Origin of the sequence: Galbibacter orientalis DSM 19592 (assembly GCF_000260115.1) — a bacterium.
Lineage (GTDB): Bacteria > Bacteroidota > Bacteroidia > Flavobacteriales > Flavobacteriaceae > Galbibacter > Galbibacter orientalis.
Map to the genome: position 1 here is coordinate 947147 of NZ_JH651379.1, position 20579 is coordinate 967725.

At 33.4% G+C, this 20579-nt stretch carries 21 protein-coding genes; 19 read left to right on the plus strand and 2 right to left on the minus strand.

Annotated features, from left to right (window positions below; translation table 11 throughout):
* Positions 1-480: 480 nt before the first annotated feature.
* Positions 481-1950 carry a sulfatase family protein gene (locus JOOMADRAFT_RS04260; protein ID WP_008611538.1) on the minus strand — a complete coding sequence of 490 codons (1470 nt, stop codon included), beginning with the start codon at positions 1948-1950 and terminating at the stop codon, positions 481-483.
* Between the two features lie 261 nt (positions 1951-2211).
* Entirely contained in the window at positions 2212-3261 is a 1050-nt protein-coding gene (locus JOOMADRAFT_RS04265; RefSeq protein WP_008611539.1) for a ferredoxin--NADP reductase, read from the minus strand.
* A gap of 126 nt (positions 3262-3387) precedes the next feature.
* On the opposite strand from JOOMADRAFT_RS04265, the gene JOOMADRAFT_RS04270 reads away from it, so the two are divergent.
* The 19 genes from JOOMADRAFT_RS04270 to JOOMADRAFT_RS04360 all read left to right on the plus strand — a co-directional run bounded on the left by JOOMADRAFT_RS04270 (position 3388) and on the right by JOOMADRAFT_RS04360 (position 20537).
* Complete coding sequence (locus tag JOOMADRAFT_RS04270; protein ID WP_008611540.1) at positions 3388-3726, plus strand: PadR family transcriptional regulator; 339 nt, start codon at positions 3388-3390, stop codon at positions 3724-3726.
* Between the two features lie 13 nt (positions 3727-3739).
* Positions 3740-4414 carry a hypothetical protein gene (locus tag JOOMADRAFT_RS19645; protein WP_008611541.1) on the plus strand — a complete coding sequence of 225 codons (675 nt, stop codon included), beginning with the start codon at positions 3740-3742 and terminating at the stop codon, positions 4412-4414.
* Positions 4411-5061, plus strand: coding sequence for a hypothetical protein (locus tag JOOMADRAFT_RS04280; RefSeq protein ID WP_008611542.1), 651 nt, complete (start codon positions 4411-4413; stop codon positions 5059-5061). Before JOOMADRAFT_RS19645 ends, JOOMADRAFT_RS04280 begins: the two co-directional genes overlap by 4 nt.
* Positions 5062-5064: 3 nt before the next feature.
* Positions 5065-5763 carry a hypothetical protein gene (locus tag JOOMADRAFT_RS04285; RefSeq protein ID WP_008611543.1) on the plus strand — a complete coding sequence of 233 codons (699 nt, stop codon included), beginning with the start codon at positions 5065-5067 and terminating at the stop codon, positions 5761-5763.
* A 60-nt stretch (positions 5764-5823) separates the two neighbouring features.
* Positions 5824-7296 (plus strand): DUF5687 family protein, encoded by a 1473-nt coding sequence (locus tag JOOMADRAFT_RS04290; protein ID WP_008611544.1) that lies wholly within the window; start codon positions 5824-5826, stop codon positions 7294-7296.
* 4 nt (positions 7297-7300) lie between these two features.
* The gene (locus JOOMADRAFT_RS04295; protein WP_008611545.1) at positions 7301-8032 is read left to right on the plus strand and encodes an ABC transporter ATP-binding protein; all 732 of its coding nucleotides are present in this window, start codon (positions 7301-7303) and stop codon (positions 8030-8032) included.
* A gap of 15 nt (positions 8033-8047) precedes the next feature.
* Positions 8048-8899 carry a carboxypeptidase-like regulatory domain-containing protein gene (locus JOOMADRAFT_RS04300; RefSeq protein ID WP_008611546.1) on the plus strand — a complete coding sequence of 284 codons (852 nt, stop codon included), beginning with the start codon at positions 8048-8050 and terminating at the stop codon, positions 8897-8899.
* An 815-nt stretch (positions 8900-9714) separates the two neighbouring features.
* Positions 9715-12273 (plus strand): type IX secretion system periplasmic lipoprotein PorW/SprE, encoded by a 2559-nt coding sequence (porW, locus tag JOOMADRAFT_RS04305; protein ID WP_008611549.1) that lies wholly within the window; start codon positions 9715-9717, stop codon positions 12271-12273.
* Positions 12274-12277: 4 nt separating this feature from the next.
* Positions 12278-12697: a bactofilin family protein gene (locus JOOMADRAFT_RS04310; protein ID WP_008611550.1), complete on the plus strand. Its 420-nt coding sequence runs from the start codon at positions 12278-12280 to the stop codon at positions 12695-12697.
* The gene (locus JOOMADRAFT_RS04315; protein ID WP_008611551.1) at positions 12657-12908 is read left to right on the plus strand and encodes an AtpZ/AtpI family protein; all 252 of its coding nucleotides are present in this window, start codon (positions 12657-12659) and stop codon (positions 12906-12908) included. The genes JOOMADRAFT_RS04310 and JOOMADRAFT_RS04315 overlap by 41 nt, the downstream gene beginning before the upstream one ends.
* Before the next feature lie 146 nt (positions 12909-13054).
* Entirely contained in the window at positions 13055-13435 is a 381-nt protein-coding gene (locus JOOMADRAFT_RS20120; RefSeq protein WP_040879535.1) for a hypothetical protein, read from the plus strand.
* Between the two features lie 133 nt (positions 13436-13568).
* Positions 13569-14651: a F0F1 ATP synthase subunit A gene (atpB, locus tag JOOMADRAFT_RS04325; protein ID WP_008611554.1), complete on the plus strand. Its 1083-nt coding sequence runs from the start codon at positions 13569-13571 to the stop codon at positions 14649-14651.
* Between the two features lie 39 nt (positions 14652-14690).
* Positions 14691-14891, plus strand: coding sequence for an ATP synthase F0 subunit C (gene atpE / locus JOOMADRAFT_RS04330; protein WP_008611555.1), 201 nt, complete (start codon positions 14691-14693; stop codon positions 14889-14891).
* A 208-nt stretch (positions 14892-15099) separates the two neighbouring features.
* Positions 15100-15591 (plus strand): F0F1 ATP synthase subunit B, encoded by a 492-nt coding sequence (locus tag JOOMADRAFT_RS04335; RefSeq protein ID WP_008611557.1) that lies wholly within the window; start codon positions 15100-15102, stop codon positions 15589-15591.
* An 18-nt stretch (positions 15592-15609) separates the two neighbouring features.
* Positions 15610-16158 (plus strand): ATP synthase F1 subunit delta, encoded by a 549-nt coding sequence (gene atpH / locus JOOMADRAFT_RS04340; protein WP_008611560.1) that lies wholly within the window; start codon positions 15610-15612, stop codon positions 16156-16158.
* Positions 16159-16221: 63 nt separating this feature from the next.
* On the plus strand, positions 16222-17802 hold the full coding sequence (gene atpA / locus JOOMADRAFT_RS04345; protein WP_008611561.1) for a F0F1 ATP synthase subunit alpha: 1581 nt from the start codon (positions 16222-16224) through the stop codon (positions 17800-17802).
* Between the two features lie 102 nt (positions 17803-17904).
* Positions 17905-18768 carry an ATP synthase F1 subunit gamma gene (atpG, locus tag JOOMADRAFT_RS04350; RefSeq protein ID WP_008611562.1) on the plus strand — a complete coding sequence of 288 codons (864 nt, stop codon included), beginning with the start codon at positions 17905-17907 and terminating at the stop codon, positions 18766-18768.
* Between the two features lie 623 nt (positions 18769-19391).
* Positions 19392-19877 (plus strand): DUF4168 domain-containing protein, encoded by a 486-nt coding sequence (locus JOOMADRAFT_RS04355; protein ID WP_008611563.1) that lies wholly within the window; start codon positions 19392-19394, stop codon positions 19875-19877.
* A gap of 156 nt (positions 19878-20033) precedes the next feature.
* Positions 20034-20537 (plus strand): hypothetical protein, encoded by a 504-nt coding sequence (locus tag JOOMADRAFT_RS04360; protein ID WP_008611564.1) that lies wholly within the window; start codon positions 20034-20036, stop codon positions 20535-20537.
* Positions 20538-20579: the final 42 nt, after the last annotated feature.

The window sequence follows — 20579 nt, forward strand, 5'->3', positions numbered from 1 at the left end:
TACGTTGTTACAAAGAAAAAAACTTCCTAAATCCTACTGAATACAAGATTCCCAACTCCCGACTCCCGACTTCGGTCTTCTGACTTTTTTTCATTTCCAAATCTTCAAATCCTCAAATTGAGGTATTTACATCTTTGCCCCTTTGCCACATTGAACCAAAAAGTTATAAAGTTATCGAGTTATGTTGTTACGATGTTACAATGAAAAAACTGCATACTGTAACTGTCAACTGAACACTCCCGTCTTCATTTCATTTCCTCATTTCCAAATTAGTAAATTTATAACTTTGTCCCTTTGCCACTTTGAGTTAAAAAGTTAATAAGTTATCGAGTTATATTGTTGTGATATTTCAGAAAAACTTTTTTTGCCTAAAGCCTAAAGCCTAAAGCCTAAAGCCTAAAGCCTAAAGCCTAAAGCCTAAAGCCTAAAGCCTAAAGCCTAAAGCCTAAAGCCTAAAGCCTAAAGCCTAAAGCCTAAAGCCTAAAGCCTATCCACCATCCCAGGACTTCTAGTTTCAGAACCTTCGGTTTTGGTTAAGGCATCTCCTAATTCATTTCGCTTTTTATTGGCTAACTCAATTATTGTTTTAACAATTTCAGGGTGTTTTTCAATTACATTATTTTGCTCTACGGAATCTATGGCAAGATTATAAAGTTCCATTTTTTTAAGGTCGATATGTTTGTATTCGCCTGGTAAACCATCTTTTCCCTGTGGTTGTCCTTCCATAGTTCTGTATTTATGTGGAAAATATAGTTTCCAATCTTTATAACGCACGGCATGCAATTCGTTTACTCTGTAATAATAGTAGAACGCTTCATGTGGAGTTGTAGTTGTTTTTTCTGTAAGAATATCCCACACGTTTTTTCCGTCTATTTTTTTCTTCGGAAGCGTGCTGTTTGTAAGCGCTGCAATTGTTGGAAAAATATCAATACCCATTACAGGCGTTGTTATGGTTTTGTTCTGCGGAAGTTTTCCAGGGAAACGCGCTATAAATGGAACCCGTTGTCCGCCTTCCCACGAGGTTCCTTTTCCTTCTCTAAAAGGTTTTGCCGAACCAGAATGATTTCCGTACGACAACCAAGGGCCATTATCAGAAGTAAAAATAACAAGCGTATTTTCGTCTATTCCTTCTGCTTTTAGTGTTTTTAGAATCTCCCCAACACTCCAGTCGATTTCCATTATAACATCTCCATACAAACCTCTTTCCGATTTTCCTTTAAATTTATCAGAAACAAAAAGTGGAACATGAGGTTGTGGATGCGCAACATATAAAAAGAAAGGGTTGTTTTTGTTTTTCTGAATAAAAGAAACAGCATGTTCTGTAATTTGCGTGGTTAGTAGGGATTGGTCGTTGAGTGTATCTATTACCTTTTCATTTTGATATAAAGGAAGCGGATCGAAATTAAAGATAGGTCCTTGTTGAGGATGATGCGGCCACATATCATTAGAATATGGAATACCAAAATACTCGTCAAACCCCTGTTTTGTAGGCATAAATTCTGGGGCATCTCCCAAATGCCATTTTCCAAAAATAGCAGTGTTATAGCCTTGTTCTTTAAGCATGTCTGCTATGGTAATTTCCTCAGGATTTAATCCAATTTTTGCATCCGGCATGAGTGCATTATGAATACCAATTCTATTGGGGTAACAACCTGTTAAATAACTAGCTCTAGAGGCTGAACATACGGGCTGCGTAGCAGAAAAATCGATTAACTTAATCCCTTCTTTAGCCATTTGGTCGAGATGGGGTGTTTTAATAGCTGGAGCACCAAAACAACCTACATCTTCAAACCCTTGATCGTCGGTAAGAATAAAAACAACATTAGGTTTTTTATGCTTTTCCACAGCAGAATTTTCAACAGATTCCGATTCTGTTTTCTTACATGAAACAAATACTGTAGCGACAGCTAATATGGAAAGGAAGCGGCTTGAGAGGGAAAGAAATTTCATAGTAAAATGGTTTTGGAATGGTATTTAAAACAAACATAGCTTAAAAACGCGAGGTTTAAAAGCTATGTTTACTTGTTGTATATAAAATATTCCGAAACAATTTACTCGGTAGTCGAGATTTGAATCTCTCATTGAGAGTTTTATTTTCCAAAGCCTGTGCTGAGTTTACCGAAGGGTTCTAAGTCGTAATGAATTAAATTTGTTTCCTTTGAATACCTTGTAGGCTTGCCTCGAGGTAGTTGATTGCCTTGAGGAGTTTACTTATACATCATCAAAATCAATCGAAATAGAATCAGAAGTTGGGTGTGCCTGGCAGGTTAATATTAATCCTTCTGCAATTTCTCCATCGGTTAGAATTTGGTTTTTTACCATTTCTACTTTTCCTTCGGTTAATCTAGCCACACAACTACTACAAACGCCACCTTGACAAGAGTATGGAGCGTCAAGATCTTCGGCTAAAACAGCATCTAAAACACGCTGCTTTCTATCCATTACAATTTCTGTCTCCTCGTCATCAATTAGTACTTTCACCTTTGTTTTTCCATCTCCAATAGAGTCTGGAACTTCAGAATGGTCGTCCGAAGTGGTGAAATGTTCTACATGAATTTTATTTTCTTCTATGCCATTTTCTTTTAATGTTTCCGAAGTACTTTCAATCATGGCTTCAGGGCCACAAATATAGAAAGCATCAAAAGGAGTCTCTTTGTGCTTATTTTTCAGAATATAATTAATGGTAGAACGTTCAATACGCCCAAATAAAGAACCTTCTTCTTCTGTCTGACTGTAAACAAATTGCGCGCTAAATCTATTTGGGAACTCCTTTAATAATTCCATTAAATCTTGATGGAACATCGTTTCTGAAAGCGATTTATTACCGTAAACGAGCATTAAATTTTTGTCGGTATTATGCAAAATATCTTTTGCGATACTCATAATAGGTGTAATCCCACTACCGGCTACAAAAGCAGCTACATTTTTTCCTTCGTAATCTGTAGCTTCAAAGGTAAAACGCCCTTCTGGCGGATGAACTTCTAATACATCCCCAACTTTAATGGTTTGTGCATATTTAGAAAAAGTTCCGTTAGGCATTTCTTTAATTCCAACAGAAATGTTTTTTTCGTCTTTTCCAGAGCATATGGAATAAGAACGACGCAACTCTTTCCCGTTGAATTCTTTCTTTATAGTGATGTATTGACCAGGAATAAATTTATAAAGGTTTATAAGGTCTTCTGGTATTTCAAAAGTTATTACTACAGCTTTTGATGTGATATTATTTATTGCTATTACTTTAAGCGAATGAAAATGAGTCATCAATAAAATTTTTGGCAAAAATAGGCATTGCATTCACTTTAAAAAATGTGATTAAGAAAAATTTATACATAATATTCTTATGTATAAAATTATTTACTATATATTTGAGGGAAGATTAATGTTAAAATGGGTAATTCAAAATTATATAAGGGCAGTTTAAATACTATTATTCTAAAATTGTTAGAAAAGAATGATAAAATGTATGGTTATGAAATTACGCAAAGAGTAAAAGAGCTAACTAAAGGGGAGTTGGAAATTACGGAAGGTGCGCTATATCCTGCATTGCATAAGTTGGAGTCGGAAGGATTGCTAGATGTTGAAGTAGTAAAAGTGGATAATAGAATGCGTAAATATTATAAGCTAACACAAAAGGGTACTACAGAAACTGCAAATAGATTGGCAGAGTTAGAAGCATTTATAAGAAATATGGAGCATTTGGTAAACCCTAAATGGAGTATTGATTAATAAGATTGTTGAAATGAAATTAACACAGGAACAAATACAGGAAATTGAGTATGCTTTAAACAAAAGAGGCATAGACTATATTGATTTAAAGTATGAGTTACTCGATCATATCGCTACTGATATTGAACAATTAATGACTGAAGATAAAACAATTTCTTTTGAAGAAGCTTTTAATCAAGCTTTTTATAAGTGGAAGGATGCTTTAAGAAATAGCTCAAGCTTATTATTAGGATTAGCGTATTCACGACCTAAAATTGTAGTTCAAGCATGTGTTAATATTTTAAAAAGGGGATCGTTTATGTTGACTCTTTATGGCGGAGCAATTACATTAGTACTTTACTTACTTATAAAGCTAGGTTTGTTACATTTTTCTGAATTTTTTTTTAATGTCGTAGGGATACTACAATTTATAATCGGTGGAGGATTACTACTACTTTTCTTTCATATAAAATCTTCATCTTATAAAACTAGTTACAGTTTTATTTATAATATAAATGTAGCCCCATTTTCGATTTACTATTTTATATTTAATTATAATATTACAATGATTGGATATCCATTTGAAGGAGGTTTTTTAAGTTTGATAAGTCTTTTTGTACAAGTGGAAATGCTACTTTATCCTTTGTTTGCATACAGGGTGTTTAAAAACCATTTTAAATTACGAGAAAGAAAAGTATTTGTATCATGAGTTTAACTTCTGAACAAATACAATTTATAGATAATTACCTTAAAAATGAAGGGATTGAATACCTTGATATAAGGGTTGAAATGATAGATCATGTTGCTTCTGGAGTGGAAATAGAAATGAAAGAACATGGAACATTATTTTACGAAGCCTTTAAAAAATATATGTTGCTTCATAAAAAAGGATTACTTAATAGTAACCGAAAGTTTTTAAGGAGTGTTGATATAAGGTTACTCAAGAATTTTTTTTCAAACGCATGGAGCCTTCAATGTATATTGGTTTTTATAATGGGCTATATAGGTATGAACTTTTTAATTTCTAATTTATATTCATTTAAAGCTATAAATATGATCTCGACAACTATTTCAATAGGGGGAGCTCTTTTATATTCCATATTAGTATTTAAAAGAAAGAAATGGTTTAACTTCTCTGCTATTCAGCGGCTTGGATTGTTCTTTGTGTTGATAAGTCAATTAGGGACAAGTTTTGGAAAATATTTATTTACATTGAATTCTTTGCAAGAACTTAGCGGGAATAAGTTTTACATGCTATCGGTTTCAAATGCATTATTATTTACAGCATATTATTTAATGCTTGTAACTGGGATTCAATATAAGAAGGCTTATAAAAAACAATTTATAGCACTTTAGACAATGAAAATCAGTTCTGAACAAATACAAAACCTCTATAAATTCACACAAAAACATTATGTGGAGTATTTTGATTTGCAAACAGAATTGGTGGATCATTTAGCCAATGGAATAGAAACTCAATGGCAGCATAACCCTCATATTTCTTTTGAAGATGCCTTGGAAAAAGAGTTTAAAAAGTTTGGTGTTTTTGGATTTATGGAGGTGGTTGAAGAGCGACAAAAAGCCTTAGGGAAGAAATATTTAGGAATTATTAAAAAAGAATTTTTGTCATATTTTTCATGGCCTGAGTTTATTAAGTTCGCTACACTTTGGTCAGTTTTGTTTGCAGGACTGTATTGGGTTGGAAACAAAGAAATGCTTGTTGTAAGTCTGCTTATTATAATTTTTGTTGTGATGTTGTATATGCTTTTTAAACTCAACCATACAATAAAACAGCGTAGAAGAAACAGTAACAAAAAATGGATGCTAGAGCAACATATTTTTAATTTAGGAGGCGTTGTAAGAGGGATGTTTATCCCACTTGAATTGGGAGCTCAACTTCGATTATTCGAGCTTTTTTCATGGTCTGTTTTAACAATAACTTTTGTGAGCTTAGCAATTACGATTTATGTGTTTTTACTGTATATTATGATATATAAAATTCCTAAAAAAGCACGTGTTTACTTAACTGAAACCTATCCGGAATACAATTATTCCTAATAATTGTAACAAAAACATGCTAAACAACACTTATTAATTAAATAACAACCACCTAGCTATATGATTAAACATTTTTTCGCTCTCCAATGGAAAGCCTTTTTTAGATCGGCTTCCTTTTCTTCTAATTTGGTAATGAAAATTTTTATGGGCTTTATGGCACTTTATATGATTGCTACTTTTTCAATCATGGGCGGAGCCTCTTATTATTTTATTGAAGAAGAATTCAATTTAAATGCCTTTGAAGTTATAAACAGGTTATTTATTTATTATTTGGTAATGGATTTGCTCTTTAGGTATATGCTGCAAAAAATGCCAGTGGTAAATATTAAACCGTTGTTGTATTTACCGTTTAAAAAGGGAAAAATAGTGCAATTCAGTTTATGGAAAACGGTATTTTCCTTCTTTAATCTCATTCACGCTTTCTTTTTTATTCCTTTTTCAGTAGTGTTAATTATAAAAGGATATCCGCCTTTACAAGTGTTGGCTTGGCTTATGGGGATTTATGCGTTATTGTATTGTAATAATTTTATAAATATATTTTTAAATGGTGTAAATACGTTTTTATTTGTTGTATTTGGAGCTATTATAATATTAGGAGGACTTCAATATTATGGAATATTTGACATAACTCTTTATACAGGGCCTATTTTTGAATTAATGTATGGGATTCCATATGTAGCGTTCATTCCTGTTTTGTTGTTGGTTGGTTTGTACTATATAGCTTTTAATTATTTTAAAAAGAATTTATATCTCGATGCTGGTTTAGCTAGCAAACATCAAGAGGCAAAAGAAGAAAACTTAGATTGGTTAAATCGTTTTGGGAGTATTTCTGTGTTTCTTAAAAACGATATCAAACTAATAAAAAGAAACAAGCGCTCCAAAACAGCAGTTTTTATGAGTTTTCTGTTTGTTTTTTACGGACTCTTATTTTTTACAAATGCTATAGAAGCTTATCAAGGAGCTCCTTGGCGAATATTTGCTTCTATATTTGTTACAGGTGGGTTTTTATTTAGTTTTGGGCAGTTTGTACCAAGCTGGGACAGTTCTTACTATCCGCTTATGATGAGTCAGAATATACGTTACCGAGATTATCTCGACTCCAAGTGGTGGCTTATGGTAATGGCAACTATTCTTACTACAATTGTAGCATCTTTCTATTTATATTTCGGTTGGGAAATTTATTTAGCTATTATAACGGGTGCTATTTACAATATTGGTGTAAATGCGCACATGGTTTTATGGGGTGGTGCGTACGTAAAAACGCCTATAGATTTAACAAGTAATAAAAAAGCCTTTGGAGATTCTCAAGCGTTTAATGCTAAAACTCTTTTACTTACCATACCAAAAATGATTCTTCCTGTATTGTTATATGCACTTGGGCATTATACGGTTGGACCATTTCTAGGATATTTACTAGTTGTTCTTGCCGGAATTTTAGGATTTGCCTTTAAAGAAAAGGTATTTAATAAAATTGAAAAAGTTTATAAAACAGAGAAGTACAAAACATTAGTTGCTTACAAACAAAAAAACTAAGATTATGATTACTATAGAAAACCTTTCAAAAACATATAACGGAAATACAGTTTTATCCATAGACGAACTTCAAATTCCTAGCGGACAAATATTTGGGTTGGTAGGAAATAATGGAGCTGGAAAAACTACACTTTTTAGCTTGCTACTAGATTTAATACAGCCAACTACCGGATTTGTATTGAATAATGAAATTAAAGTAAATGAGAGTGAAGATTGGAAGCCTTTAACCTCCGCTTTTATAGATGAAACTTTTTTAATTGGCTATTTAACTCCTGAAGAATATTTTTATTTTATTGGGGAGCTACGCGGACAGAATAAAGAGGATATTGATAAATTTTTAGTGGATTTTGAAGATTTTTTCCATGGGGAAATTCTAGGCGGGAAAAAATATCTGCGAGATTTATCCAAAGGAAATCAGAAGAAAGCAGGGATTGTAGCCGCTTTTATTGGAAGCCCAAAAGTGATTATTTTAGATGAGCCTTTTGCAAATCTCGATCCAACTACTCAAATAAGATTGAAGAAATTGATTACAAAATTTAAAGACGATGCCGATGTTACTGTTTTAGTTTCTAGTCACGATTTACTTCATGTAACAGAAGTTTGCGAGCGTATTGTAGTTTTGGACAAAGGAAAAACAGTGAAAGATATTCAGAAATCCGAAGCAACGCTAAAAGAACTCGAAAGTTTTTTTGCTGAAGAGATTTTGAATGAATCTACTTCAGTAGAAATAAATTAATGATAAGCGTTTTTAATGCAAAGGTTTATTATTGCAATTTTTTTGATGCTATTTTCTCACGCTCAATATGCTCAAAACATAGTGAGCGGAAAAGTTATTGATGCAGCCACAAAGGAGGCTATTCCTTATGTACACATTGGGATTGCAAATAAAAATTATGGAACTATCTCTACCGACGATGGAAACTTTCAGTTAAAACTTCCAGAAAATGTAGATTTAAAAAACATATCGATTTCATTTTCCTGTATTGGCTATAAGTTAGTGTCTGTAGCTGCTTCAGCAATTAAAAAAGAAAATACCGTTTTGCTTCATCGTGATATTTTAGCATTAGATGAGGTAGTGATAACTAAAAAGCAGCGAAAAATAAAATCGAAAAAAATAGGTGCGTATCGTAAGTCGATTTTTAATCTTGGGGAAGCTAATACCAATAATTATGGAGTAGGTAAGGAATATGGAATTGCTATTCCCTATCCTAAACATGACTATCGAGTTAAGAGCATTAATTTTCAGTTAAGTGAAAACACAATTGATAGTGTTTTATACCGTTTGAATATTTATAAAATTTCTTCAGATGGAATGCCAAAGAACTCCATTTTGAAAAAGCAACTGTTTGTAAAGAGTTACTTCGGGGAAAAACTTATCATGCTTGATGTTACTTCAGAGGCTATTCAGATTGAAGAAACTATAGTAATTACAATAGAGCCAGTGCGTTTATGGTATGAAGAAGATGATGATAATTTACTTTTCTACAAGCATGCTAAAGGATATTCTGAAGCAACATACCATAGAAAGTCTAGTTTATCTCCGTGGTTGAAGGATGAAATCCCTGTTCTATCCATATTTTTGGATGCAACTTATGAGAAATAAAAAATTCTTTTTAATTCATTTTTTATCATTGTTACCCGATAAAAGTCAATTCTAACAACTTTTTTATCTACTTCTAATTTTACAGTATTTTAATATGTAGTCTCTGTGCAGTTTTCTTGTAGACAAGCGGTCTTGTATTTTATTTGGATGGTAGATTGAAACTATAGAAAACGTAGCTGTTTACGTTTAATAGCTATCTTTATACGTAGGCAAACGTATGCGCATACGTTTGTTGCCCAAATTTATACGTTTCAAACGTATTTCTATACGTTACTTACGTATAGTTTTACGTACCAAGACGTATTCGTTTACGTCTGAGACCTAAAATTATACGTTGCCATACGTAAAAACATGAGTAAATTATCCCAATGGAAGCCTTTGGGCAAACTCAGGACAGGTTTTGGCGCATTCAAATCTCAAGTATCAAGTAAAACACCGCTAATTATAGGTTGACGTACCTATGCAATAAGAAGAAATAACTATAATTATTGTTGCCGATAAAAGTGAATTCTAACAACTATTTTTATCTACTTTTAATCCTTCTTAGAGGGTCTAATTCCCCAAAGCCTGTCCAGAGTTCGAAGGACTCTGCGTCGAAATGAGTTGAATTTGTTTTCTTTGAATATCTCACAGGCTTTCCCCGAGGAAATTAATTTTTTTAGTAGTTAAGATTTAGTCTCTATGTTGTTTTCTTGTAGACAAGCGATCTTGTATTTTTATTCGAATCTTAATGATTTTTTACAGTAATATTCCATAGAAAATGGCATGAACAAAAAAATAATGTATTTTTACCTCATATCAGCAATAAATAGGCTTTGAATAAATACCTAAAAATACTTACTTTTTTGCTTCTTTTGGTACTTGTCTCTGTGGCGTGTTCTACCAAAAAGGATGCTTTTTTGAATAAAAATTGGCATGCTTTAAACACAAAGTATAATGTGTTGTTTAATGGAAAAGAAGCACTTGCAGTAGGTCAACAGGAACTTATAGATAATTATGTAGATAATTATTGGGAGTTACTTCCTGTGGAGCGAATGGAAATTCGTGATGAAATAATTATCGATACAGCCCAACTCAATCCTAATTTTAGAAGAGCCGAAGAAAAAGCTACCAAGGCTGTACAAAAGCATGGAATGAATATAGGTGGACAAGAGCGAAATCCGCAAATCGATGAAGCGTATTTATTGCTTGGAAAAGCACGTTATTACGATCAACGTTTTGTTCCTGCTTTAGAAGCTTTTAATTACATCCTTCGGAAATATACAGCTAGCGATATTATCCACCAAGCGGCAATATGGAGAGAAAAAACCAATATCCGAATGGAAAATGAAGAGGTTGCTATTACAAACCTCAAAAAAGTATTGCAATTAGATATTACCGAACAAGAATATGCCGACGCTTCTGCAATGTTGGCGCAAGCATACATTAATCTAAAACAAAAAGATAGCGCTATTTACCGATTGAAATTGGCTTCTAATGTCACCAAAAATAACGAAGAGAAAGGACGCTACAATTACATTATTGGGCAACTTTATAACGAAAAGGGAGAGTTAGATAGTGCTAATATAGCTTTTGATAAGGTAATTGATTTAAAGAGGAAATCGCCACGCATTTATATGATGAATGCCTATGTGGAGAAAATTAAAAACCTTTATCTGCAAGGGGAAGAGGATTCTACCTTATTAGCAGCATTGGATAAAATTGAAAGAAACCGTGAAAATCGACCTTATTTAGGGAAATTATACCGATTGAATGCTGTTTATTATTTAAAAAATCAACAATTTGATTTAGCGCAGTTTTATTTAAATGAATCCATAAAAAATACTGAAAACGATCCGAATTTATTAGCATTGGACTACGAGGATTTGGCAACCATGTATTTTGATAATGCGTATTATAAAGAAGCAGGAGCTTATTACGATAGTACACTTACAAATTTAAATGAAAACTCTAAAAAGTTTAGAATTTTTACTCGCAAAAGAGAAAACTTAGAAAGTGTAATTAAGTATGAGGATATAGCACATAGAAATGATAGTATTCTTACTGTTCTGGCTATGCCAGAAGCAGAAAAAACAGCTTTTTATCAAAGACATATAGATTCTATAAAAGAGGTGGATGCAATGGAGCGAGAGCGAGCAAAAATTGCAGAGTTACAGAATAATAATTATGGAACTTTAGGAGGTTTAAAAGGTAATAAAAGTGATAAAGCATCCGATTTTTATTTCTATAATCCTACAAGTGTTCAATATGGGGTGCAGGAGTTCAGAAAAATATGGGGTAATAGAACCTTAGAAGATAATTGGAGGTTAGGAAATAAAACAACTACAATGCAAGGTGAAACCGCAGTTGCAGAGGTTGTTAATCCAGAAGATGTGCCGTATTATTCTTTAGATTTTTATTTTGATCAGCTTCCAACAACACCAAGAGAAATAGACAGTATTAAGCAAGAGTATAATTTTGCTAATTATCAATTAGGTTTAATTTATAAGGAGAAGTTTCAAGAGTATGAATTGGCAGCCAATAAATTAGAAAAACTCCTAGATAATAACCCAGAAGAGCGATTAATACTCCCAGCAAAGTATAATTTGTATAAAATATATGAACTCTTGGAGTCGCCATTGGCAGCAGAATATAAAGCAGATATTATAGCAAATCATTCCGATTCTCGATATGCTGAAATATTGAAAAATCCAGCAGCTGTATTAGCCGACGACGGTTCGAGTCCAAATGCTGTATATGCATCGCTTTACAAAGATTTTGAAAATCAGCAGTATGATAAAGTAATTACGGAAGCCGATGATAATATTTCAAAATATAATGGAGAAGAGGTGATGTTGAAGTTTGAAATGTTGAAAGCTTCCGCAAATGCAAGACTATATGGATATAATTCCTATAAAGAATCTTTAAGCAATATTGCTTTAAATTATCCTAATTCTGAAGAAGGAGCAGAGGCTCAAAATATTTTAGAAAAAACGCTTCCTTTGGTAGCAGACTCAACGTTTAATATGGATCCAATTTCTTCTAATCAATGGAAGGTTATTTATCCGTTTAAAAGAAATAATAAAGCAGGGGTTAAAGAATTGACCGATAAAATAGATGCTTCGTTAAAGGACTTAAAATATACGCACGTAAAATATTCAGAAGATATTTATAATCCAGGCACAATATTTTTAGTAGTTCATGGTTTTGATACAAAGTTGCATGCTGAGGGGTATGCAGAGCTATTAAAGATTAACAAAGATTATTTGGTTGATAATGAGAAATTTGTAATTTCGTCTGCAAATTATAAAAAAGTTCAAATCCATAAGAATCTGGATACTTATTTAGCTGAAAATAAAATTGATAACTTAAATAACCCAAATCTAAATAATTAATAAAATGTTTGCAGAATCCAAAAAAAACAGAGTAGAGCCTTTAGCAGGACAGACCAATAGAATTGTTGAAAACACAATAATTAAAGGAGATTTAATTTCTGAAGCAGATATCCGTATTGATGGAGAATTGGAAGGAAGCATTACTGCAAAAGGAAAAGTTGTTATTGGAAGGGCTGGAAAGGTAAGCGGTAAAATACAATGTATGAATGCCGATATCGAAGGAAAGTTTGACGGAGACCTTAAGGTAGAAAATGTATTGAGCTTAAAAGGAACTGCGGTAATAGAAGGAGATGTAGTAGTAGGGAAATTAGCGGTGGAGCCTGGAGCAACTTTTAATGCAGCATGTTCAATGAAAGGAGCTTCGTTAAAAACTGTAAACGATAATGGACAAAAACAACCAAAAGCAGACGAAAAATCAGCTTAGTTCTTGGGTAAAATTTACTAATATTGGCTTACAAATGGCCATTATTATTGCTGCGGGTACTTTTTTTGGCGTTTGGCTGGATAAGAAATTTCCTAACGAATATTCCGCATATACCATAGTATTTTCTTTATTGGCTGTTTTTGCTTCACTTTATAATGTATATCGTCAAGTAAAAGCACTAGATGAAAAAGAAAGTTCGTCTAAAAAGTGAGATTTTAGTAATGGATTTTTTAAAAAAAATCCAAACTCTAAATGTCATCCTGAACTTGTTGAAGGATGGACTTCGATAGGTTTTCTAACAATTGAAATGTTAAAAAGTAATGTTGTCTAGCGTAATCATATAATATATTTATTCATTTGAAACATAAATTAATCCCTTATATAAGCGTATTACTATCGCTTAGCATACTACTAGCTTTGGCTCAGTATCTCATACAAGCTTATGTTTTTCCCGATGTTGAGTTCTTTTATTCCCTTTGGAGTATTTATGTGTTTAATTTTGTAATGGCACTTATAGTTTATGTGGGTATTTTAGCTGCACATAATATATTGCCAGAAAAAACAGGATTTACATATCTTGCAATGAGTGGTTTGAAGATGCTTGCGGCAATAGTTTTTTTAGTTCCCCTCTTTCAAGCTTCGATGGAAAATCCTATTCCTACAGTATTCAGTTTTTTTATTCCCTATTTTGTCTATTTATTTTTAGAGGTATTTTTTGTTATAAAACTCTTGAAATGAGCCTTTTTTGATAAAAAATATTCTTTTTCGCTCGTAACGAAAAAAAAATAGTTGTTAACTTCTTAATGTGAATAAAAAATGTACCTTTGCACCAAATTTTTGAGGAGCATATATTTTATCAATAAGAGGTATGATGATAGCACAGAAATCTGTCGAGAGATTTTTTCTTTTAGTATTATTTGTAATTAGTTTAGGGCTGAATGCTCAAGAACACGAAGACGCTCATAGTGAGGAAGCTACAGAGGAAGCTTTTAATCCAACAGAGTTAATTAATCATCACGTATCGGATTCTCATGAATTCCATATAGCAGATTGGAACGGGCACGCAATTTCTATGCCACTTCCAGTTATTTTATGGACAGAGAATGGTTTGGTTACTTTTATGTCTTCAGAATTTCACCACGACGAAACAGGTGAGGTTATCGTAGAGAAAAATGGTCAGAAGTTTGCGCGTGTGCATGATGAAATTTACTACGCAGATGGAGGTTTGAATTTTGACGAAGCGCATCATGTTACTAACAGTCGCCCTCTTAATTTTTCGATTACTAAAAATGTATTCACTTTAATGATTACAGCATTATTAATGTTGTTAATCTTTATTCCAGTAGCAAATTCATATAAAAAGAATCAAAAAGCACCAAAAGGGATTGCTGGTTTTATGGAACCATTAATTGTTTTTGTTAGAGATGATATTGCGAGACCTAATATTGGAGAGAAAAAATACAAAAAGTACATGCCGTACTTATTAACAGTGTTTTTCTTAATCTGGATTGGAAACCTTTTTGGATTAATTCCTTTCTTTCCTTTTCAAGGAACACTTACTAATGATATTTTATTTACTGGAGTTTTAGCAACTTTTACGTTTTTACTTACAATATTTAGTGGAAACAAAGCATATTGGGGACATATTTTTGCTACGCCAGGTGTGCCAAAATGGTTGTTGCCAATTATGATTCCTGTAGAAGTTTTAGGAATGTTTACAAAACCTTTTGCGTTAATGATTCGTTTGTTTGCAAACATTACCGCAGGGCATATTATTATATTAAGTTTAATGTCGCTGATTTTTATTTTTGAATCAGCAGCTGTTTCACCAATATCTATCGGATTCTCATTGTTTATGTATGGATTGGAATTATTGGTAGCAGCATTACAAGCGTATGTGTTCACGTTACTATCTGCTTTATTTATTGGGCAAGCAGTAGAAGATCACCATTAATATTGAGTTTTATTTATTAACTATTATAAATTTTTAATTATGATTTTAGCTGGAATAGGAGCTGGATTAGCTGCCATCGGTGCAGGATTAGGTATCGGTAAAATTGGTGGATCTGCAATGGATGCAATTGCACGTCAGCCAGAAGCGGCTTCAAAAATTCAAACTGCTATGATTATTGCTGCAGCACTTATTGAGGGTGTAGCACTTTTCGCGGTGGTTGTTGCGTTAATCGCAAAATAATTTTTGAAAAAATTAAATAACGCTCTAACGGTTGGTTAGAGCGTTATTTACTCACTTTGTGAGTTTTATGCTCTAAATGTTTGATTTAGAAATGATAAAGTGTCATTTTTACAGTCGTTTTGAGGAGCAGTTAAATCATCTATCTCGTGGCAAGCCCAAGAGGTGTTGAAATAAAAAAACTAGAAAACGTTATTTAATATTTTTTATAATGAATATTACACATCCTGAAAGTCTAATTTTTTGGTCTATAATAGTTTTTATAATTCTATTTGTACTATTACGTAAATATGCTTGGAAACCTATTTTAGGAGCAGTTACTAGTAGAGAAGAGTCTATTAATAAGGCATTAGCTTCTGCTGAAGATGCGCGTAAAGAATTACAAAATCTTCAAGCAGATAACGAGAAGTTGCTTCAAGAAGCACGTGCAGAAAGAGATACTATGATTAAGGAAGCTCGTGAAATTAAAGATAAAATGATTTCAGAAGCAAAAGAAGAGGCACAAGCACAAGCAGATAAAGTAATTAAGCAAGCGCAGCAAACTATAGAAAGTGAGAAGCAAGCCGCTGTTGCAGAATTAAAGAATCAAGTAGCTTCTTTATCAGTAGAAATTGCAGAAAAAGTAGTAAAGTCAGAACTTTCATCTAAAGACAAGCAATTAAAGCTTGTGGATGATATGTTGAATGAAGTTACCTTAAACTAATTTGTAAGTAGGAACACCATGAAAGGTACCAGAGCAGGAGAAAGATACGCAAAGGCTGTTTTAGACTTAGCGCAAGAGCAAAAAGTTCTTGACGTAGTTAGTGCAGACATGAAAGATATCTTTAATACTATAAACGGCAGTGACGAGTTGAAAGACTTGCTTCAGAGTCCAGTTATTAAATTATCGGATAAGAGAGCGGTACTTAAAGAAATTTTTTCTGGAGTGCATGCAGTATCAACTGGTTTAATAGATATGCTTGTTGATAACAATCGTGTTGGACTCTTAAAAATAATTGCTGAAAAATATATTATTCTTCACGATAAATTAAGAGGAGAAGAGCTTGCAATAGTAACAACAGCAGTTCCTTTGTCTGAAGAATTAGAGAAAAAAGTATTGGCAAAAGTAAAAGAGCTTACTGGAAACAATGCAACCATTGAAAATAAAATTGACGAAAGCATTATAGGCGGATTTATATTACGTGTAGGAGATCTACAGTATAACGCAAGTATTGCCAATCAATTAAATAATCTCAAAAGAGATTTACATAACAACACATACGTTTCTTAAATAATAAAATAAAAGGTAGGATGTTTTAATTTTAAAGCATCTAAAATCTAAACACTAAATAAGATGGCTGAAGTTAAAGCGGCTGAGGTATCAGCAATATTAAAAAAGCAACTATCAGGATTTGAAGCGAAAGCTTCATTAGACGAAGTGGGAACTGTACTTCAAATAGGAGATGGTATTGCCCGAGTTTACGGATTGTCGAATGCACAATACGGAGAGTTAGTTCAATTTGAATCTGGCTTAGAAGGGATCGTACTTAACTTAGAAGAAGACAATGTTGGTGTTGTACTTTTAGGTCATTCCAAACAAATTAGAGAAGGGGACACTGTAAAACGTACACAGCGTATCGCATCTATTAAAGTAGGTGAAGAAATGGTAGGTCGTGTAGTTGATACATTAGGAAACCCTATTGATGGTAAAGGTCCAATTGGTGGAGATCTTTATGAGATGCCTTTAGAGCGTAAAGCTCCTGGAGTTATCTTCCGTCAACCAGTAACAGAACCATTACAAACAGGTATTAAATCTATCGATGCGATGATTCCTGTAGGTAGAGGGCAACGTGAGTTAGTTATTGGCGACCGTCAAACTGGTAAAACAACAGTTTGTATTGATACCATTATAAACCAGAAAGAATTTTACGATGCTGGAGAACCAGTATTTTGTATATATGTTGCTATCGGACAAAAAGCATCTACAGTAGCTGGAATTGCTAAGACTTTAGAAGATAAAGGTGCTTTAGCTTATACAGTAATTGTTGCTGCAAATGCATCAGATCCTGCTCCAATGCAGGTTTATGCTCCATTTGCCGGTGCTGCAATCGGAGAGTATTTTAGAGATACTGGTCGCCCTGCTTTGATTATTTATGATGATTTATCAAAACAAGCAGTTGCGTATCGTGAGGTATCTTTATTACTTCGTCGTCCACCAGGACGTGAAGCATATCCTGGAGACGTTTTCTTCTTACACTCTAGATTATTAGAGCGTGCTGCAAAGGTTATTGCTGATGACAATATTGCAAAAGAAATGAACGACCTTCCAGAATCATTAAAACCAATTGTAAAAGGTGGCGGTTCTTTAACAGCATTACCAATTATTGAAACACAAGCGGGAGACGTTTCGGCATATATCCCAACAAACGTAATTTCGATTACAGATGGTCAGATTTTCTTAGAATCAGATTTATTTAACTCAGGAGTTCGTCCAGCAATTAACGTAGGTATTTCTGTATCTCGTGTTGGAGGTAACGCACAGATTAAATCGATGAAGAAAGTTGCAGGTACATTAAAACTAGATCAGGCTCAGTTCCGCGAATTAGAAGCGTTTGCTAAGTTTGGTTCAGACCTAGATGCTGCAACAATGAATGTTATTAGTAAAGGTAAAAGAAACGTAGAGATTCTTAAGCAAGCACAAAACGATCCTTATACAGTTGAAGATCAGATTGCAATTATCTATGCAGGTTCTAAAAATCTTTTAAAAGACGTTCCTGTAGAGAAAGTTAAAGAGTTTGAAAGAGATTTTCTTGAGTTCTTAAATGCTAAGCATAGAGGTACATTGGATACATTGAAAGCAGGGAAACTTACCGACGAAGTAACCGATACACTTTCTGAAGTAGCAAAAGAAGTTTCAGCAAAATATAAAGGGTAAAAGCCCCACTCGGTCTCCTCTAAGGGGAGAAGATTAGGTTACATATTAATTTTTAAAATAGAACAAGTCCTCTCCCTTGGAGAGGATTTAGGAGAGGCTAAAATGGCAAATTTAAAAGAGATACGTAGTAGAATTACATCGGTTGGTTCAACCATGCAGATTACTAGTGCCATGAAAATGGTATCGGCTGCAAAGTTGAAAAAAGCGCAAGATGCTATCACAGCAATGCGTCCATATTCCGATAAACTTACCGAGCTTTTACAAAGCCTTAGTGCAACGCTAGATGGTGATGCAGGAAGTGTTTTTGCAGAACAAAGAGACGTAAAAAGTGTGCTTGTTGTTGCAATAACTTCCAATAGAGGTTTGTGTGGAGCCTTTAATACCAATGTTATAAAAGCTTCTAATAAACTTGCAGAGAGTACTTATGCAGGCAAAAAAGTAAGTTTTGTAACTATAGGTAAGAAAGGAAACGATATTCTTAAAAAGAACCATTACGTTACTCATAATAATAATGAAGTGTACGACGATCTTACTTTTGATAATGTCTCTGATATTGCTGAAAGATTAATGACACTTTATAAAGAAGGAGCGTATGATAAGATTGTTTTAGTTTACAATCATTTCAAAAATGCAGCTACACAGATTGTTAAGACAGAAGATTTCTTGCCAATAAAACCTATTGAAAGCGAAGAAGTAAGTTCTTCAGCCGATTATATTTTTGAGCCTTCAAAAGAGGAAATTATTGAGACATTAATTCCGAAGTCATTAAAAACACAATTGTATAAAGCTATTCGCGATTCTTTTGCTTCTGAGCACGGAGCACGTATGACGGCAATGCACAAAGCAACCGACAACGCAGCCGATTTAAAAGCAGAATTAACGCTTACATATAATAAAGCACGTCAAGCAGCCATCACCAACGAAATTTTAGAAATTGTTGGTGGAGCGGAAGCGTTGAACAATTAGGCGTAGCGATAGCGGAGTCAAATTTTCAAACTTGCCGAGGCGTTGAACAATTAGGCGTAGCGATAGCGGAGTCAAATTTTCAAAAAGATTGTAAGCGTTGAACAATTAGGCGTAGCGATAGCAAAGCCAAATTTTCAAACTTGCCGAGGCGTTGAACAATTAGCGACCAACGGGAGCAAATAGAACCCAATCGGAAGCGTTGAACAATTAGGCGTAGCGATAGCGGAGTCAAATTTTCAAAAAGATTGTAAGCATTGAACAATTAGCGAGCGCTTTAAATACAGAAAATATATCTTAAGAGGCTCTCTAAAAAGTAATTTGTAGTTGTCAAAGGAGCTTGTCGTTTTTAAAACTGAGCTTGTCGAAGTTTAAACAACTAACACTCAAAATAATCCTTCAACAAGTTCAGGATGACATTTAGAGTTTGGATACTTTTTAGAGAGCCTCTTTTTGTTTATAAAAATGATTTTCTTTGGTTAATCTTGTGTTTTTGATTGTTTTTCCTCGTTTTTAACCCAAATTCTGTTAAACCTTTGTGAACTTCTGAAGTTTATTCCTTGTTTATTTTTGAGTTCTCTATAATTATTTAATCTTGCCGCTTAGTATAATAAAAAAGAAATCACATGTTAACAGTAAAAAGATTAAAAATAGCACTCATATTCGTAGCCATTTTAGGAAGTGTAAATATGTTTGCGCAAGCACAACCTTCTGTAACTCCAGCAAAAGCAGAGAATGTTTCTGATGCAGAACTTCAACAATTTGCAGATGCTTACATGGCAATGCAAAAGGAGAATCAGCAAGCACAACAAGTAATGGCAAAAACTATAGAAGAGGAAGGTTTAGAGTTAGATCGTTTTAATGAAATACATAAGGCATCTATGGATCCTAATACGGAAATAGAAGCTTCAGAAGAAGAAATAGCAATGCATAAGGCAGCTATTGCTAAATTAGAAAAATTACAGCCTGAGTTTGAGGCTAAAATGAAAACTATTATAGAAGATAGCGGCTTGTCTTTAGACCGTTATCAAGCTTTAGGAGCAGCTATACAGGCGGATCAAGCTTTACAGCAAAAGCTTCAGGGAATTATGATGAAAAACGTTCAGGGATAACCTGCATCAAAATACAACTTTAAGCAACCCCAAAGATTTTAAGCTCTTTGGGGTTTTTTTATACCCAATTTAGATTTTTATCAATCTGGCATCAATTTTGAAATCGTATATTTATATCGAACTGATTTAAAAAGTTCTTAAATAAAATTAATTAGTATGATGCGGTTATTAAATATAATCTTAGGAACAGTTATTATTATGGGGTTTTCGCAATGTGGAAGTTCACAAAAGCTAGTAGATAATCCTCCTTTTGTTTTAGGGGAAGTAAAAAGTGAGCCTTGGACTGCAGGAGCTAATAAAGAAGCTAATGGAGTTAACGTATATCTTCCAGTAGAAAATGAGAATGGGGCTGAATTAGATAGCTTATATTACCAAAACAAGGTTGTAAAGTTGGAAAGAATTAAAAAAGACAATTATTTAGTCTACATAGCACGCTATTCTTTTAATAAACAGCCTCAGGATATAATTATGCATGCCGACCCAAAAAAGGAGTTCGGAAATAAGCCGCCTCAAGTAAAAGCAATTATGCCTTTTGAATTGGAAGAAGGGGAAGCTATTGTGAGTTATACCGTTAATGGAAAAGTAAACTATTATAAAATTTCTGAGATTGAGCAGTCAACTTCCATACATTATAGAGAAGTTCCGCCATTAAAAAACTAATCCCTTGTTTTGTTGAGTCTTTATAAATCGATACTTTTAGCA